Raw genomic sequence first — 17,472 nt, forward strand, 5'->3', positions numbered from 1 at the left:
TTGTGGTTTAAAACTAATGCTATAGGGCTACATAAAGCATCAAAAAAAGCATAAATAAAAGGCGTATCAAATACGCCTTATTCAGTGTTTTAGTAAAATGCTTGTAAACCAGTTTGTGCTCTACCTAGTATCAGGGCATGCACATCATGTGTACCCTCATAAGTATTAACCGCTTCAAGGTTCATCATATGACGAATAATATGAAACTCATCAGCAATACCGTTACCACCGTGCATATCACGAGCCATGCGAGCAATTTCTAATGCTTTACCACATGAATTACGTTTGATCAGCGATATAGCTTCTGGTGCTAATTGATCCGAATCCATTAAACGACCCACTTGTAAGCAAGCTAATAATCCCGTGGTGATATCGGTTTGCATATCGGCTAATTTTTTCTGAATTAACTGTGTTGCCGCCAAAGGACGACCAAATTGTTCACGGTCTAGTGTGTATTGACGAGCACCATGCCAACAAAATTCTGCAGCGCCTAAAGCGCCCCAAGCAATGCCATAGCGTGCTTTGTTCAAACAACCAAATGGGCCTGATAAACCTTTAACATTTGGTAAAATATTATCGCTAGGTACAAAAACGTTATCCATAACGATTTCACCGGTAATGGATGCTCGTAATGAAAATTTACCTTCAATTTTTGGTGCACTTAAACCTTCCATGCCTTTTTCTAAAACAAAACCACGAATCACACCATCAAGTTTGGCCCAAACCACAAAAATATCTGCCACGGGAGAGTTTGTGATCCACATTTTATTACCCGTAATGCGATAACCGCCATCAACCGCAGTAGCATGTGTAGTTAAGCTACCTGGATCTGAGCCTGAATTAGGCTCAGTTAAACCAAAACAACCAATGTATTCACCAGACGCTAGTTTAGGTAAATATTTCATCCGTTGCTCTTCACTACCATAAGCATAGATTGGATGCATAACTAAAGATGATTGCACGCTCATCGCACTTCGATAACCACTATCTACACGCTCAACTTCTCGTGCAACTAAGCCGTAAGTAACATAATTCACGCCTGCACAGCCATATTTTTCAGGTAATGTAGCGCCTAATAAGCCCAGTGCACCTAGTTCGCGCATAATTTCAACATCAAACACTTCATTTCGGTTAGCCATTAATATTCTTGGCATTAGTTTTTCTTGGCAATATTGATGCGCACTGTCACGGATCATTCGCTCCTCTTCAGACAATAAAGATTCCAATAAAAGTGGATCTTGCCATTTAAATGAGGGACGGTTTGCACTGCTTGAATGAGACATGAAATTACCTGTTAAGCTGAGAAATAATTAAGTGCAAAAATAATAAGCAAATACTAGCCAAAGTTAAAACATTATTTTCCTTTAACTGATATAGTTTAAAGCTATACCTAGGTTGACTAAGTTTATTATGGATTTAAAATCACTCAATTATTTTATTACAGTCTATGAGTTAAAAAGTTTTAGTGCTGCTGCAAAAGCGTGTTTTATTGCCCAGCCTTCAATATCTGCAGCAATAGCACAACTTGAACAACAACTGAAAGTAAAACTTTTTATTCGCCATGCACGTGGTGTAACGCCTTCAGAGCAAGGTAAAAAACTATTTCCATTGGCCAAACAGCTGTTAGGGCAAGCAGGTGCAATAAAAAACGTTTTTTCAGAAAAAACCCATAAGCAACCTTTTAACTTAGGCGTTACCCGCGGCTTAGGTGTTGAACGTATGAGCTTATTATTAAAAGAATTCACCTCAGCAAACCCTTCTGTCGAACTGACTTTAGTGCCACATACTGAAAATGTTGATGCACGTATTATTCTAAAAGATGAATTACAGGAAAATGAGCAGTATATAGACATGTGGCATGAAGATTATTTACTTGCCGTTCCTTATGACCATATATTTGCCCTTGAAGATACCGTCACAATTCAACAGTTAGATGGCTTACCTTTTATTCAGCGAATGCCTTGCAGTGCTTGGGATCATCTACAAGACACTTTAGCGATCGCCGGTATTAGTCTCGACGTACGAGCAAAAATCACTACCATAGATTATGCACTTGGCTTGGTACATGCTGGTTTAGGCTGCGCATTCTTACCCGCACACAGTGAAATTATTAAACGCAGTGACGTGGTCTTTAGGCCAATAGTCGGCTTACAACTCACACGAGAAATTGTATTGGCATACACAACATCGTCAAAAGCCATCAATAACTTAAAGCGTTTAGCTCATAAACATGCCCATTAGACATTACTGATAACGGAGCATATCCCTCTGTTTTTCTAGATAGCTCATTGAACAGCGCGACATATAAGCTAAAGTTTTGGGCAACTTTCTAACAAAGTAATGAAAATTTTCCATCTAATCAGCTATGTCTTAACAAAGTAAGAATATTAGCATTAGTTAAAACTGATTAAAAAATCTAAGTAAATTAATTTTGATCATCGTCGCTATTGCCACATTCGAGACATAAGCATTTTAAAATTCAGATTGGATTTTTTTGTATATTTTGATCTAGAGCGGACATGACTGAACAACCACATTACGTTAACAGCTTCCTGATAGCGGACGTTCCTCGTATATGAAAACGAGTTATTCGATGATAAATTTTTGCCAATAATCTATTAAGACTGACTGGCAACTGTGCCACCACAGCGGTCATTCGAGTCATAAGCATCGATATAAGTATTTACGATAAAAGCGGACCTTCGATTTCCGGTTTTCCATTCCAATTTTTTGATCACTTTGAGGCGTTTTGCTGCAACTGATGTTCGTATATGGAAGTTAACATCAGCCACAGTGAAGTTATTAAATAAAGTGCGATTAATCTTTGTAAAGTATCTGCATGTGACAACAAATCAGTGTAGTGGAGTAAAGCCAGCAATAATAAAACTAATACCTAACTTATGACCGTCAATTAAATACAACTGCATGTAATCGATTATCTGAAGAATTCAATTATCCCAGTAGCGGGATAGTAAAGCTCAATTTCACCATCTAGTTAATCAATTAACTCCTTGCTACTATTTTCCTGTCGCTAAGCAAACATGAAATTGGAGAAGATAATGGCTGAGAACAAAATTATAGTAGTTACAGGTGCCACCGGAAATCAAGGTGGCGCAGTCGTCAAACATTTACTGAGTAAAGATTTTACCATTAAGGCTGTGTCTCGTAACCTGTATGGTAAAGGCGCAGACAAGTTACGTGAAATGGGCGTGGAGGTGGTCTTTGGTGATCTGGATAAACCGGAAACCTTAACTCCGATACTTAAAGGAGCCTACGGGGTGTATTCTGTTCAGAATAATTGGACTAGCAGCATAGCTGTTGAAATAGCCCAAGGTAAATTTTTAGCTGATGCCGCGAAAGCTGCGGGGGTTGAACATTTTGTTTATTCTTCAGTAGGCGGTGCAGAACGTCATACAGGCATTCCGCACTTCGACAGTAAAGGAGAGATCGAACGCCACATTGCTAAAATAGGATTACCCTACACTTTTGTCAGGCCAGCCTATTTTGTTGAAAATTTTCTCGCAGAAGGTAGTTTTGCCTTTATTAATTGGAGCTTGTTGTCTTGGGCGCTGAAAAAGAATCGCAAGATCCAGTTTGCTGCCGTTGATGATATTGGTGCTTATGTAGCCTTGGTATTCTCTCAACCGGACAGCTTCATGGATCAGGCGATAGAATTAGCGGGAGATGAAAAAACGTTTGCAGAAATTAAAGAAATTTACATGCAAGTGATGGGTAAAAAACCAAGTTACCTGACTATGCCCGGTTGGTTGTTTTCCCCTATGAGCAAAGAGATGTCCACTATGTTTACTTGGTTCAAGAATGATGAATTTCAGGCTGATATTCCGGCATTGAGAGATCAATTACCTCAACTAAAGAGTCTAAAACAGGCACTAACAGAACTTAAAGGCTCCTAGTTAGAAAAAGTTAACCTTAGCTCAGATGAAAAGTTCACTGAGCAGAGGGAGCCTTTTTACGTTTTTGATAAACTTTACCTAAGATGATATCAATAGGAATGAATACAATGATCTTCAAAAAAGCACATCTACCGATTTTAATTTCATTTTTCATGTCAGCGTTTATGGCACTGATCATGTCAGGGGTGCTGGTTGCTTGGAATTCAGGCTTAGACGCAACTTTTTTGATACGCTGGATGTCGGCATTTGCGCTCGCATTTACTGTTGCGTTTCCAACGGTGTTGATAATAGCCCCCTTGGTAACTAAGTTCGCTTTATTGCTTGTTAAACCAGACTAACTGGGTAGTCGGTTTCGGAAATAAACTTAGTCCTTAACATAAATACCGTGGATGTTATTTATCATGTAATCAACCGCACTCGCAAAATCAGTGAATTGCTTAACGGGCAAGCCTGATTCTCTGGCTGCACGTTCGCAAGATAATATCCCAAGCGAATTACCACCGACCAACCCCAAAAACACACAGCCTAATGCAATATCTTCCTTGAGATGGGACTGTAAATGTTGATAGGCATCTGATGTGGCCAGACTGTCAACATCTTTGAATTCAATAATAAGAACCCAATAAGTAAAGTTTTTATCTGTGATCTGTTTATTGACCCATTGGGCAAAGTACTCAGCCCCTTCAAGATTTACGGGGCCTGAAGGTTTGACAACCAAAATATTGCCTAACCACTTAATTTTTATATCGCCATGAGCTGCAAACTCCATTGTTTCCTCTTTAGTATTAGATGAGAAAACTTAAGTGTAGTAGCAGTTTTTTGAGTTCCCCCTCATTGATAACTATGGATAGAAAACGCGATAAATTCCAGTTAAAGTTTAGCATCCCACGGAGCATGTGGCTGAGTTAACGCAACCACATGATCAATAAAAACTCGCACGTTTCGGGCAAGATGCTTATGGGAAGGGTAAATGATATATATGCTTTGTATCGGTGGCGAGTAGTCGGTCAATAAACGAATGAGTTCACCTTTTTCTAAAGACTGGATAACTAAAGGGTAAGGGACTTGGGCAATGCCCATGCCGTTGTGGGCAGCTTTAACGACTAATTGCATACTATCAACCGCATATCGTCCCGTTACGGGAACCGATATTTCATCTTTTTCAGTAATAAATCGCCAAGTCTGATTTTTCAAACTCGTCCCCATGATAATACAGTCGTGTTGGGTCAAGTCCGGGGGGGTCTTCGGTCTGCCCGCCCGTGCAATATAATCAGGGCTAGCGCAAAATACACTCTGTTTTGGACCAATGCGTCGTGCAATAAGGCTGGAGTCTTTCAACTCACCAGAGCGAAACGCGATATCAATGCGCTCTTCGATAATATCGACATAGCGATCGGTTACTTCCAGCTCTATTTGCACATCAGGGTATAACGCCAAAAAGTCATTCATCCAAGATTGTAAGTAATTGATGGCGAAATCTGTGGGGGAAGTAATACGCAACACGCCCGTCGGCATTGCTCTAGATTGGCTGACTAAGGCGTTAGCTTCCTCAATGGCAACTAAACTTTGCTGGCAATTTTCAAAATAGTGTCGCCCAATATCTGTAAGATGAAGCTTGCGCGTCGATCTTTGCAGTAGCCGAACCCCAAGCGTATCTTCAAGTTTTTGGATTTTTCGGCTTACCGTGGTCGAGGGCATCGCTAATTGCTTACTTGCGCCAACAAAACTGCCTGCCTCTACCACTTTCACAAACACATAAATTTCATTTAAATCAATCATTAATAACCATTTATCACTAATGGGATAGTTAAACTCAATTATACCATCTAATCAAGAGGTAAAAAATGAAATAATATAATTTCATCGTTTAACTGCACAAGGGCAAAACATGAGTCGCTCCATTATAGAAACTAGAACAGGCCATCAGCATGGTCCAGTGACCAGTTTTATCAACCAAAGCAATATTAAGCAACTGAACCCATTTGTATTGTGGGATCACTTTGAGACCAAAGGGCTAAAAGGTACGGCGGGCTTTGGATTTCACGGTCATTCCGGAATTGCCACTATTACTTACCCAACAATCGGCGACATCGTTCACCAAGATACTGATGGTAATAAAGGCAAACTTAAAGCCGGAGGTGTCCAACTAATGGCATCAGGTGCGGGTGTTTTACACAAAGAGACCGTGTATCCAGAACGCGGCACAACCGACGCCTTTCAACTTTGGACGCTTTTACCCGAAGATGATGTTGAAATGGGCGCTGTGACCTACTCATTAGCCCAGAAAAATGACGCTCCGATAGTCGTTACTTCCTACAGTCAAACCAAGGTATTAATCGGCCAACATGAAGGTGTTGTCAGCCCTGCTAAACACAGTGTCGCCATAACTTATATGGAAGTAACCATAAAACCAAACGGAAAATGGCAGCATGCTGTCGAAAAAGGTCAAACTACAGGTTTTGTTTATGTTCGTTCAGGTGAAATTGACCTTAATGGCTCATTACTAAAAGCGAAGCGTCAAGGTGTGTTGAACAAATCAGATGCAAATATTAAATTAACGGCCGGCGAATTCGGTGCAACCATTATGGTGGCATTAGGGCAACCATTGCAGCAAACCATTATCAGTTCAGGACCGTCGGTACATTCGAGTATTGACCGTTTGAACGAAGGTACACGCAATATCAAGCGATTGACACAAGCGCTTATTAATCAATAAAACAGAAACTAATCTACACGTAGGCTAAGCCAATTCAGGTTTAGCCTTCAACCAACCAACGAGGTTTATGATGAAATCACCACTATTTACACCAGAAAATACCGCTATGCTACTTATTGATCATCAAGTCGGCACTATGGGCTGGGTCGGCTCTGCGAGCCTGGAAGAAATTAAAATGAATACCATTGCATTGGCACGAGCGGCTGATGCTGTTGGTATGCCGTTAATTCTTACCTCTAGCATGGAAGATCAGGCACAGGGACCTTTGTTTGAAGAGTTACAACAGGCGGTACCAGAGGCTTACGCTAATCGAGTTATACGAGGAGGCATGGTTGATTCTATGAAAGATGAGGGCTTTGCCAATGCTGTAAAAAATACTGGACGAAAAAATCTTATCATTGCGGGTATTACGACTGACGTTTGTGTGATTTACCCAGCTATAACATCAGTGCAAGCAGGTTATAATGTTCAGGTTGTTGTTGACGGCTCAGGATCTCCCACCCAAACGGCTGACGATACCGCTTTACGACGCATGGAAAACAATGGCGTAACATTGACAACGACCAACCAGTTAGTTGCCGAACTTGCTCAAGACTGGAGCACCGAAAACGGTCAGAAACTCATGCAGGTATTGTATGAAGAAATATTATCAAAGCAACACTAGTCATCCAAATTAGTGTCGAAAATTAAAGCAAGCCAAGCACCTTTGTAGTGAAATATTACTACAAAGGTGTCTGAGCGTTTTCGCTGAACATCGCTTATTAACACTTGTGAACTTAAAACGAAGCTAAAAATCAACTAAAGCGATTGTCTGCTATCAGGCAATAGTTAAACTCCAGAAATGAAACACCATTGGCAGGAATGAGCTTGCAGGAGTCATAGCTGTCATAGCATCATCCAACTCGATTGAACATCACCATGACTGACTCCTGAGCCACCACAGCGGTCGTTCACGTCATGACTTCAAAGTACCAAAAGCTAAAGTAGAGCAAGCAGTCACTAACTTTAATTAATGCCACTTTCGAAACATAAGTAACGGAAGTATTTAAGCCGAAATTTAAGTTAGTCCGTGCAATGCACCTCCATACTTGTGAATTTAAGACATTAAAACATGTATAAATTTAAATGCAGCATAAAGGGAAAACCGTCATATGACGGCTATTTATTTTCAATCTAGTGAGGTTCTAAACGTTAGATCACCTACTTTTAAATTTTTCCATTTAGGCTTAACGGCTTCAACTTCATTATTTAAAAGATAATCTTTTATAAGTCTATTATCATTAGGGTTACTCGTTTGCATATATTTAGATTTCCACTGCTCATCTTTCAAAAACCACAGGTCAGCGGATGTAGAATGATTATTTTCTTCAATAACTATATAATCTAACTCACCATCTTCGTTTAAATCTTTAGCAATGAAATAATAATTGTTTCCGCGATATGTAGTCCATTCATTCTTAGTTTCTTCGCTATAAACAGCTTCAATTAAATTTTCTGGAAACTCATTTTTACTAGGCCAATAATTAACAAATTGCAGAAAATCTTCAAGACTTAATTCATCTTTAGCAATATTCTGATGGTTTACATACATTCTATCAATAATAGCTATCTTTTCAGGAGCTGAATCTTTTAATTCGGTCTTAAGTTTTTGCAACTCTATATAACCTTGTCGTCCTAAAGATCTATCAAAATATTGATAATCAAATTCATCATATGTTATCTCACTATCATGCAATCGTGATAATTGACTTGAAGCTGAAATACTTTGAAAGTTTAATAGTGGAGAATTAACCAATAACATAGAAACAAGGACAACAATTCCCATAGATATATTAACTTTACTGAGTGTTTCTAACCATGCATCCCGCTTTTTAATAATGCCAATTAAATAACCGAAAGAAAAACATGCAAGTAAAACACAAATTAAAACAGCCCAACAACGATCAACTGTTAATCCATATTGGTCAATACGAAGCCAGAGGCCATAAAATGAAATAAGGCTATAAATGGGTAATACACCTACTCCAATAAAAATTAGTCTGTGTAAAATATTATGATATGGACGTTCATGGGAAGCATCTTGATAAACGGCATTCACGAAAAACAATGTTAATGCTTGTAACCACATTACCAACAAGCTTCCTGTACCCGTCTTCCAGAGTGTATCTAGACCAGTAAAAGGTAATGTTGCTAGAAAACCTAATGAAACGATGGTTAATGCAGGTAAAAGAAATTTAATTAATGTTTGCAGAATTGTAGAAATATTATCAACCGTGAAAATAATATTTCTAAAAACTATAATGGCAAAACCGAAAGCAAGATTTAATACGGGTATAACAAACCAATCTTTTCTTAATAACTCTTTAAAGAACTCAATTTCTAAAACAGAAAATAATCCAGCCCCTAAATGTAAGATTCCCCAAAAAATTAAAACGAATAACCAACATTCACCGAATATAATAAAATTTCGCCATGATAATTTAAAAAGTGAGCTGTAACTAATTTCTTCATGACTTAGATATTGTTGGATATACATTAACGCTTTAAAAGCAGCTATAAGAGCAGTAAAACAAAATATACCGATAACACTGCCATTGTTAACAAATTCTATTGGTTCTTGTTGATAGCCAACATAAGCACCTAAAACAGATAATAATAAAGTAAAAGGTAATAAATATTTTACTGTCGCTTTGCTATTAGTTTTTGTAATTGATAATAGTGTGAGTAAAGGGAAGCTAATTGAAACAGTAACTAACGATATTAACCAAATAGGCTCTGTAGAAGGCCATATTTTATGTTCGACACTTTGGTACAACAGAGTTAATAAGATCCCTTGAATGAGGGATATAGTGATGATTAAAGGTTTTGGTAATTGATTATCCATATTTTTATTCTTATTTAATATTGTTAGTTATTTGCTTTAGTCGTTTTTAGTATTCAATTTCTGATAGTTGTATAGCAGACATTAAGCTTTTCAAGTGGTTAGGTCAACTATGAGCATTTCAGAGGGCATAGATTCCCCTAACCAATAATTTATTCCATGACTGGCAACTCCGCCACCATTGCGGTCATTCGATAGGAGAGTATTTTGTAGCTAAATCTACCAATTGGCTTAAAGTAGTGCTAACAATGTTACCCTGAAGTCTTTATTCATCAGGGTTAGCAAAGAATACTTAATCCTATGGTGATGGTTTAGTGGTGAAACAATCTGATTTACCATCATCAGAAACAAAAAAACACCAATCATTACAATTGATGTTTTCTAGAATCAATATTAAAAACTCTATTAGGATTGTTTCTTAAATCGACGTGATGCTAAACCAATCATTCCTAATGCAAAAATAGCGAGTGTGGTTGGCTCCGGCACATCAGTTTTCTTAACTAATGCGTGCTGCATCCACACCTGGTCCTCAGTCTTTGTGTTTCGTGTGATCCCCGCGGTATTCGCTAAACTGATATTATCACCAATTGGACGATCGTTATGTCCCCTATCAGTATTAACGCCGTTTACAGTATTATACATTAAGTCGATATGCCCGACCCAAAACGCGCCAGTCGTATTTGGGCTGCGCACGTTAATGTACCCACGGTTATACTTTGACGTTGTGACTCCGGTGAAGCCAAATGACCGATTTTGTGAGTATCCTCCGGCGAACCAATCATAAACTTGCTTCTGCTGTGCGGTAAGACCGTTCAGTTGCATCCAACCACCCTGATTGTCTAAAGCGTTAAATACTCCGACGGTCATGCTTAAATAAAGCTCATTAACTTGAGTTGCAGTCGCGTATTCGTAATCTTTATACTGACTCTGAGTTAAGATATTGGTTTCTACATATAACTTTGACTTACCACTAGTTATATCTAATTCTAACCATTCGTTACCACCAGTTATCAACCCCGCGTTAGCTTGCATTCCACAGACCAACATAAAACTAATAATTAGATTCTTATAAAATTTAAACTTCATTTGAGCTTCCTTTTTAATCCCTTTCCATTAGATTTGGTAGGTAATTGTTTAAATAGTAATTTATTAATATACTTGCTTTTATGCAAAAAACATACCAAAATTAAAATATCAAACAATTTCAATATTATGATAATTTATGCAGTGTTTAATTAAGTAACACTGTAAAATAATCTGACAAAAAACAACTTGTCAACCAGTTGTTTCGATTGAACAATATTAACAAACTGTAAATAAAACTAGTTTTAGTATAAAAATATTATTAGATGATTAAATTTCATCTTTAACCTGATATAAACCACTACAACATTCATGCTGAAACCACTTAAAACAAGTGTTTCAGTAGTGTAATTGATTAAAACTCAGTGATGCTAATTGTTGTATTCCAACACCGTAACATCACTACATACCAGTATATTCAACACATATTTACCACCTAGCAACTGACTTGTAATCAGTTGGTTTGACATGTCATTCATTGGTCTTACTATAAAATCAAGATATTGATTTTATAGTAATTTATCTATTTCTATATTCATGAGATTAGCATAAAACAAGATGGTGGAATTCAATATATGCATACTAACAGAGTTTTATCCGTTGCTAGTGAATTCGAATGTTGATAACGCGAACTTTGATTTCTTATTCGATCAACAATTACTTTTGTATCATAGTTAACATCTAAAGGTTGAACTCCACAGTCGGCTTTGAGCTTTCAGCAGTCATAGAGATTGTCCTCGCTCTATAGCATCATTTTTACTTTTTTTATCCTGAAATTAGCATCAAAGTCGATTTGGGGGACGTCCGCTAAGCTGAGGGTTATTAAGTTAGCTGTCGAACTTGCTTAGGTCAACTAACGGGTGCTTAGTTGACCTCGACAAACACTCTCAATATCAAAATTTTTATTCCGCTTAGCGCACACAGGAGACGTTAACACAGTTATTTCATGATGTTTTTCGAATAATTATTAAGGTTCAATTATGGCAGTTGAAGACAGGTTCCAACTTTATTTAGAGTGTTTTTTTAATAGATAAAGCTTACTGCAACATTTGTTTCTATCTTCATTCACAAAAGCACATTTGTACTCAACGGCATAAGTAGCTTGCATGGGATTTTTGTTTCGATCTTTATTTAGCTTCTACAACAATAATAAAAATTTTAGACTAAAGACAAAAAACCCAACAGTTACGTTGGGTTTGATTGAGTTCTAGTGACTAAATTGGCACTTTAAGACTGATTGTTCGCTAGAACGGGATATCATCATCAAAATCAATCGTTGGCTCTTGAGGGTTAACTTTAGGAGCTGATTGCTTTTGTTGTCCTTGATTTGCAAAACCACCTTGCTGCTGTGGTGCTTGTTGTGAATAACCGCCTTGCTGCTGTGGTGCATTGAAGCCACCTTGTTGCTGTGCTGGTGCATAAGCAGGTTGTTGACTTTGTTGTGGCGCTTGCTGAGAGTAACCACCTTGTTGCTGTGGTGCTTGTTGCGGAGCCTGCTGTGATGATTGCCCAGAAAAGCCACCTTGCTGCTGTGAAGCTTGACCAGAGAAACCGCCAGCTGACTGACCGCCAGAACCTTGACCACGTGAGTCGAGCATTTGCATAGAGCCATTAAAGCCTTGTACAACGATTTCAGTGGTGTACTGATCTTGGCCTTGTTGGTTTGCCCACTTACGCGTTTGTAATGAACCTTCGATATATACTTTCGAACCTTTTTTAAGGTATTCGCCAGCAATCTCAGCTAATTTTCCAAACATAACAACACGATGCCATTCTGTTTTTTCTTTCTGCTCGCCAGTTTGCTTATCTTTCCAGGTTTCAGAAGTTGCAATAGTAAGATTAGCAACGCCGCCACCGTTAGGCATAAAACGTACTTCTGGGTCTTTACCTAAATTACCTAAAATGATTACTTTATTAACACCGGCCATGAAAAAATCCTATCTTTGTGCGTAAATATTTTATTTACTGATTTACGTTATCGACAAACATAAAATAATTTATCGATGCAATTTTAAAAAGTGGCAATTATTCTATCACTGTGAGTAAAAAATTTCTTTGAGTTTCAGTGCATTTTTAAGTTTATTTTTTGATTATTTTAAACCGACATTATTCTTCTGGAAAAAGGTGAGCCTTCATTTCTATTTTTATCTGCTCAGGTATTTTTAAAGACGATTGATTTTCAAAACAAAAGTGAACCATAACGGCAGTTCCTGAGGCGCACTTTTTATTTTTTTGCCACGCTTCTTGGTAAACAGTAAACGATGACCCACCTATACGACCTATATAGGTGCGGATTTCAATTTCTTCACCATAGTAAAGTTGAGCATGGAATTCCACATCAATTTTAGCCAGAATTAACTGCCAATTTTTTGTATCTAATGTAGGCATAAAAAACCGAAAGACCGGATCTCTCGCTCCTTCAAACCACACAGGTAACAAGGTATTATTTATATGGCCTAGCGCATCGGTATCGCTAAATCTTGGCATTAATTTTTCACTGAACATAAATATTTTCCACAGATTTTAAGTGAGCTTATTTTACATACTTTTTCATTGTGTTGAAGTGTACAAGCGAAGTTAATAGAATATAAGCTATTGCTATGGTATTTTCATTATCAATATTTATTGAAGCTTATCAAACTATGACTGACTTTATAGAACTATACCCTAACGCCCTTTCTCCAGAGTTTTGTAAAAGATTCATTCATGATTTTGAAAGGAGTCCGCATAAAAACCAAGGACGTACCGGTGGCGGCGTAGATACTAGTAAAAAAATTAGCCAGGATATTTATTTAAATCAGCATGCTGAATTTCAGCCGGCACTGGAAACCATTTTACAAGCCTGTATTACTCATATCACTGAGTATGTCAGCAAATACTACTTTAGCTTGATCAGCAGTATTTCTTTAACCGTACAGCACCCTGTGACAAAGCAGCCCGTACAACTAACCGCTGATAACTTTGAAGAGGTAGGTAGACCTAATTTAGTCAATTTAATACAGTATTTATTTAGGCTCGCCCCGATTAATGCCCAAAAATATTTACAGGGTAAAGGCAATTATAATTATTGGCATTCTGAAATATTTCCACAGCTTGGTGATAATAATGCCTTGCACAGAAATTTGCTTTTTCTTATATATTTAAATGATGTCGAAGAAGGTGGTGAAACTGATTTTTTCTATCAAGAAAGAAGTGTTAAGCCAAAAGCTGGCACTATGGTTATTGCTCCTTGTGGCTTTACTCATACCCACAGAGGCAATGTACCGGTGTCATCAGATAAGTATGTGTTAACGTCATGGATGCTATTTAACCCCGCAGATAAAATTTACACCCCACAACCTTAGCAAAAACATACCCGTTTCACTTCATCATGCCTATGACATGCTGAAGTGAACGGCTATTATCTATTTGCTTATAAAAATAGTTTCAGTAATCGGTCTATTTGAGCCATTCTTAATTTTTTTAACAGTTTTTTAGGTTTTTCTGGGTACTGATCTTGTGACTCGAGTTGCAAGTAACTGCTAATTAATGTCGTATGTTGATTAATAACTGCCAGTTCATCAGTGAGCGTAGGTAATAAGTTTTGCTTGGCATCGTCAATTAATAAACCATTTTCTAGATCTAAGCCCCAAGCCCGTGGATTAAGATTATTACCAGTCAAAATATGCCAGCGTTCGTCAGCAACTATGCCTTTTAAATGAAAACTATTACTTTCGTGCTTCCATAAACGCACTTTCAGCAGCTTGTTATCAATGTATTTTTGTTGTCTTTTTAAAAATGCCTTTAATAAGGTTTCATAAATATAAGGAATAATACCTATTGTTGAAAATTTATCTTCATCCGCAATAAAAAAATCATTGGCTTTTTTATCGCCAATAATAATAGTCACTTCAACGCCACGCTTTAGCGCTGAACGTAAATCTCGCATAACCGGCTTCGGTAAATTAAAATAGGGGGTAAAAATCAGTAAATTTTTCTTTGATAAACGAATCGTTTCGCGGATCTGTTGATTAAGTTGATTTTTTCTCCGGCCAAAACCAATCAGCGGCACAACAGATAATTCACCTGCTAAAGATTCAGGTTTTTGTGCATAGAAGTTAAAACGTACCGTTTTTAATAGCGCTTTTAGCTTAGATATTGTATTTTTTATTTGTAATTTATTAGGTAAAGTTGCCACATTTAATTGCGGCGAGAATTCACTCTTAACAAAGGTTTGTTGAAGGAATTGACAAAAACTTTCACACAACGCCGGTGATTGAATTTGGTAATAACGGTCTAAACGATATTTTTCAGCTTGGTGCAAATAGATATCATTAATACTCGCCCCCGTATAAAGTAAAGTATTATCAAAAATCATGCCTTTAAAGTGCCAAACGCCCATTAATTCTTTACGTTTAACCGGCACACCGTACACGGCAATACTTTCACTGTATTGTGAGGCTACTTCAAGATAAAAATCGCGATTACCTTGCCCTGATTTATCACCAATTAGACCCCTTTGCGCGCGATGAAAATCAACAAACACTTTAATATCTAAATGAGGGTTAGTTTGCTTTGCTTGATATAGGGCATGTAACACTTGCTGACCAGCCGCATCATCTTGTAAATATAAAGCCGTTATATAAATACGTGATTGCGCACTTTCAATTAATCGAACTAAGGCGGTAGCATATTGTTTTGCGCTTGATAGCACCGTAATATTTTCAGCTAAAAGAGGAATACCCGCTAATACTTTATTCATTCAGGAAATCCACTTAATTTATGAACACATTGGTTTAACGGGCAATAATACCTTATTTGTTCAAACAGTCACTTTATTTCGATAAGTCATCGAGTTTAAATTGCGACAGTTGCTGTGTAAGGTGGTCAGCCAGTGTTAATAAATTTTCCCCTGCGCCGGCTGCATCTTTTGCTGATTGCATAACTAAGTCTGCGTCTTGGGCAATACTTTGGGTATTTTCTGCCATTTCTTTTACCATAACACCTTGCTGATTAACGGCGGTTGATATTTGTAAGGTCGCACCAACAATGTCTTCAACATTATGCGTAACTTCTGTAAAAGTGGTTTTGACGAGTGTTGTTTTATCAACACCTTGTTTAGCCATTGCAACACCTTGGTGCATTGCTTCAACAGACCGACTGGTGCCTGATTGTAACAAGGCAATTATACGTTGAATTTCGGCTGTAGAGTCTTGAGTTCGACTAGCTAACGTTCTCACCTCATCAGCAACAACAGCAAAACCACGTCCCTGCTCTCCAGCACGTGCTGCCTCGATAGCCGCATTAAGTGCCAACAAATTGGTTTGATCGGCTATTTCTTTTATGACGTTAACAAACTGACCAATGTCATGGCTATATTTTGCCAATTCATCAATAAGGCCTGCAGACGTATTAACCTCTTCTGAAATATTATTAATGGCTTGTGCCGTGTCACTAATAATATGACCACCTTGATTAACGTGCTCGCTGGTTTGTTCCGTTAATTGCAGTGTCGCTTCAGTACTGTCGCAAATCACCTGAACCGAGCCACTAACTTCATTGATAGACCGCACGACGGAGTGTGTGTTTAGCTGTTGCTGGGCAATACTGTGCTTCATATGATCGGTGAGTTGATGAATGTTGTTTGCCGAAGCGCGTAATTTGCTAATGTCATCACTAAAGATGGTCAGTAATTGGCGTATTTTTCTTTGCATTTGACTAAAATTTTTAGCAATATCACCAAGTTCATCAGACGCGTTAACCTTTAACGCCTGAGAAAAGTTACCGCTACCTAAATACTCAGCCGCTTGGTTGATGGCATTAACATTATTAATTAAGGAATAATAAATCCCCATGAGTAAGTAGCCAATCACCACAATAACAACTATTAATACTATCGCTAAAATCCAAAGAGTTTGCTCACTCTTCTGCGTTAAGGTATCAATTCTTGTTAATAACAAATTGTCACTAGTTTTTAACAAACTTTCAGTCAATTGATAAACTGTTTCGGCTAATTGTGTAGCTTGCTGTTGAGTTAACGATATTCTATCTGGGTCGATCATCTGTTGATGTAATTTTTGCTGGTATTCATCAAGTTGTAGATTAAAGTCGGCGTGTTTAGGCAAGTATAAAGACAGTTCATCATTAGCAACACGCTCTAGCTGTACGGTTGTTTTGTCAAGTTGTACTTGTAGTTCATCAAGACGTTTATCAAGCGCGATAACAAGAGTGTAATTTTCTGCATTGAAGCCATTGGTAATAATTTGAGCACTGATTGATTCAGTCCGTTTTAAATATTCTAATAAGGCGGGAATTCGTTGGCTACTTGCCTCAGCTAAGTAAAAGGCTATCGCGTCATTTTCTCTGGATAAGCCACTTAAGGCGGCAAGGCGTTCTCGAATCGATAAGCTTTGCTCGTAAATTGCTTGGTAACCCTCAGTTTGAAGGGAGGTTTCTTTTTCTCGTAAACCTTGCCAAGCCTGTAACAATGCAGAAGTTGAAATATCTCTAGGTAAGTTCAATTGTGAAATTTTATTGGTAACTACACTCGATTTAACTTGTTGAAAGCGACTATCGGCTATTGCTTGCTCTAGTGTTACTGCTTGCTGTATTTGTGTTAGCCCAATTAATTGCTCTTCATGTTGTGTTATCAAAGCACTTTGCTCTTGAACTATCCACCATGAACCAAGAAAAACAGGTAGAAAAAACATACCCGCTAAAAGAATAAATTTCGCTTTAAAACGTAAAGCATTAGAAAGTGAGATTGCAGGTTTTAGAAATGCAGACATAATTACTCTTATTTTTATGGGTTAACTGTTATGCGAATATAACTACATAACAGTTGACCATAAACAGAGTTGCTTTCTTTCAATTATTATTTATATCTTCAACAAGTCGGC

The 17,472-nt window shown here is 37.8% G+C and carries 15 protein-coding genes; 6 read left to right on the forward strand and 9 right to left on the reverse strand.

Annotation, left to right across the window (positions count from 1 at the left end; translation table 11 throughout):
* Window positions 1-89: 89 nt before the first annotated feature.
* Complete coding sequence (locus H4J69_RS14690) at window positions 90-1,283, reverse strand: acyl-CoA dehydrogenase (RefSeq protein ID WP_182218685.1); 1,194 nt, start codon at window positions 1,281-1,283, stop codon at window positions 90-92.
* 127 nt (window positions 1,284-1,410) lie between these two features.
* On the opposite strand from H4J69_RS14690, the gene H4J69_RS14695 reads away from it, so the two are divergent.
* The 3 genes from H4J69_RS14695 (at window position 1,411) to H4J69_RS14705 (ending at window position 4,252) form a co-directional block, all read left to right on the forward strand.
* Window positions 1,411-2,241, forward strand: a complete 831-nt coding sequence (locus H4J69_RS14695) for a LysR family transcriptional regulator (protein WP_182218687.1) — start codon at window positions 1,411-1,413, stop codon at window positions 2,239-2,241.
* A gap of 818 nt (window positions 2,242-3,059) precedes the next feature.
* Window positions 3,060-3,914 carry an NmrA/HSCARG family protein gene (locus H4J69_RS14700; RefSeq protein ID WP_182218688.1) on the forward strand — a complete coding sequence of 285 codons (855 nt, stop codon included), beginning with the start codon at window positions 3,060-3,062 and terminating at the stop codon, window positions 3,912-3,914.
* Window positions 3,915-4,021: 107 nt separating this feature from the next.
* Window positions 4,022-4,252, forward strand: a complete 231-nt coding sequence (locus H4J69_RS14705) for a DUF2798 domain-containing protein (protein ID WP_182218690.1) — start codon at window positions 4,022-4,024, stop codon at window positions 4,250-4,252.
* Between the two features lie 26 nt (window positions 4,253-4,278).
* Here the strand turns inward: H4J69_RS14705 and H4J69_RS14710 are convergent, their stop codons facing one another.
* Together H4J69_RS14710 and H4J69_RS14715 are read right to left on the reverse strand one after the other, a co-directional pair.
* Window positions 4,279-4,683 carry a hypothetical protein gene (locus H4J69_RS14710; protein ID WP_182217959.1) on the reverse strand — a complete coding sequence of 135 codons (405 nt, stop codon included), beginning with the start codon at window positions 4,681-4,683 and terminating at the stop codon, window positions 4,279-4,281.
* Between the two features lie 101 nt (window positions 4,684-4,784).
* Window positions 4,785-5,693 (reverse strand): LysR family transcriptional regulator, encoded by a 909-nt coding sequence (locus H4J69_RS14715; protein ID WP_182217957.1) that lies wholly within the window; start codon window positions 5,691-5,693, stop codon window positions 4,785-4,787.
* A 109-nt stretch (window positions 5,694-5,802) separates the two neighbouring features.
* On the opposite strand from H4J69_RS14715, the gene H4J69_RS14720 reads away from it, so the two are divergent.
* A complete protein-coding gene (locus H4J69_RS14720; protein WP_182217955.1) occupies window positions 5,803-6,630 on the forward strand; it encodes a pirin family protein in 828 nt (275 codons plus the stop codon).
* A 70-nt stretch (window positions 6,631-6,700) separates the two neighbouring features.
* Window positions 6,701-7,294, forward strand: coding sequence for an isochorismatase family protein (locus tag H4J69_RS14725; RefSeq protein ID WP_182217953.1), 594 nt, complete (start codon window positions 6,701-6,703; stop codon window positions 7,292-7,294).
* A 504-nt stretch (window positions 7,295-7,798) separates the two neighbouring features.
* Here H4J69_RS14725 and H4J69_RS14730 read toward each other — a convergent pair.
* The 4 genes from H4J69_RS14730 to H4J69_RS14745 form a co-directional block, all read right to left on the reverse strand.
* Entirely contained in the window at window positions 7,799-9,514 is a 1,716-nt protein-coding gene (locus H4J69_RS14730) for a DUF4153 domain-containing protein (protein ID WP_182178096.1), read from the reverse strand.
* Window positions 9,515-9,916: 402 nt separating this feature from the next.
* The gene (locus H4J69_RS20210; RefSeq protein WP_259364972.1) at window positions 9,917-10,597 is read right to left on the reverse strand and encodes a PEP-CTERM sorting domain-containing protein; all 681 of its coding nucleotides are present in this window, start codon (window positions 10,595-10,597) and stop codon (window positions 9,917-9,919) included.
* 1,241 nt (window positions 10,598-11,838) lie between these two features.
* On the reverse strand, window positions 11,839-12,522 hold the full coding sequence (gene ssb, locus H4J69_RS14740; RefSeq protein ID WP_070375599.1) for a single-stranded DNA-binding protein: 684 nt from the start codon (window positions 12,520-12,522) through the stop codon (window positions 11,839-11,841).
* 178 nt (window positions 12,523-12,700) lie between these two features.
* The gene (locus tag H4J69_RS14745) at window positions 12,701-13,099 is read right to left on the reverse strand and encodes a thioesterase family protein (RefSeq protein WP_182217951.1); all 399 of its coding nucleotides are present in this window, start codon (window positions 13,097-13,099) and stop codon (window positions 12,701-12,703) included.
* A gap of 137 nt (window positions 13,100-13,236) precedes the next feature.
* Between H4J69_RS14745 and H4J69_RS14750 the strand changes: the two genes are divergently transcribed.
* Window positions 13,237-13,938 (forward strand): 2OG-Fe(II) oxygenase, encoded by a 702-nt coding sequence (locus H4J69_RS14750; RefSeq protein WP_182217963.1) that lies wholly within the window; start codon window positions 13,237-13,239, stop codon window positions 13,936-13,938.
* Window positions 13,939-14,006: 68 nt separating this feature from the next.
* Here the strand turns inward: H4J69_RS14750 and pssA are convergent, their stop codons facing one another.
* Window positions 14,007-15,335 carry a CDP-diacylglycerol--serine O-phosphatidyltransferase gene (gene pssA, locus H4J69_RS14755; protein ID WP_182217949.1) on the reverse strand — a complete coding sequence of 443 codons (1,329 nt, stop codon included), beginning with the start codon at window positions 15,333-15,335 and terminating at the stop codon, window positions 14,007-14,009.
* Between the two features lie 73 nt (window positions 15,336-15,408).
* Complete coding sequence (locus tag H4J69_RS14760) at window positions 15,409-17,361, reverse strand: methyl-accepting chemotaxis protein (RefSeq protein WP_182217947.1); 1,953 nt, start codon at window positions 17,359-17,361, stop codon at window positions 15,409-15,411.
* Between the last annotated feature and the right edge of the window lie 111 nt (window positions 17,362-17,472).

The sequence above is a fragment of the Colwellia sp. BRX10-9 genome (assembly GCF_014077405.1).
Classification (GTDB): domain Bacteria; phylum Pseudomonadota; class Gammaproteobacteria; order Enterobacterales; family Alteromonadaceae; genus Colwellia_A.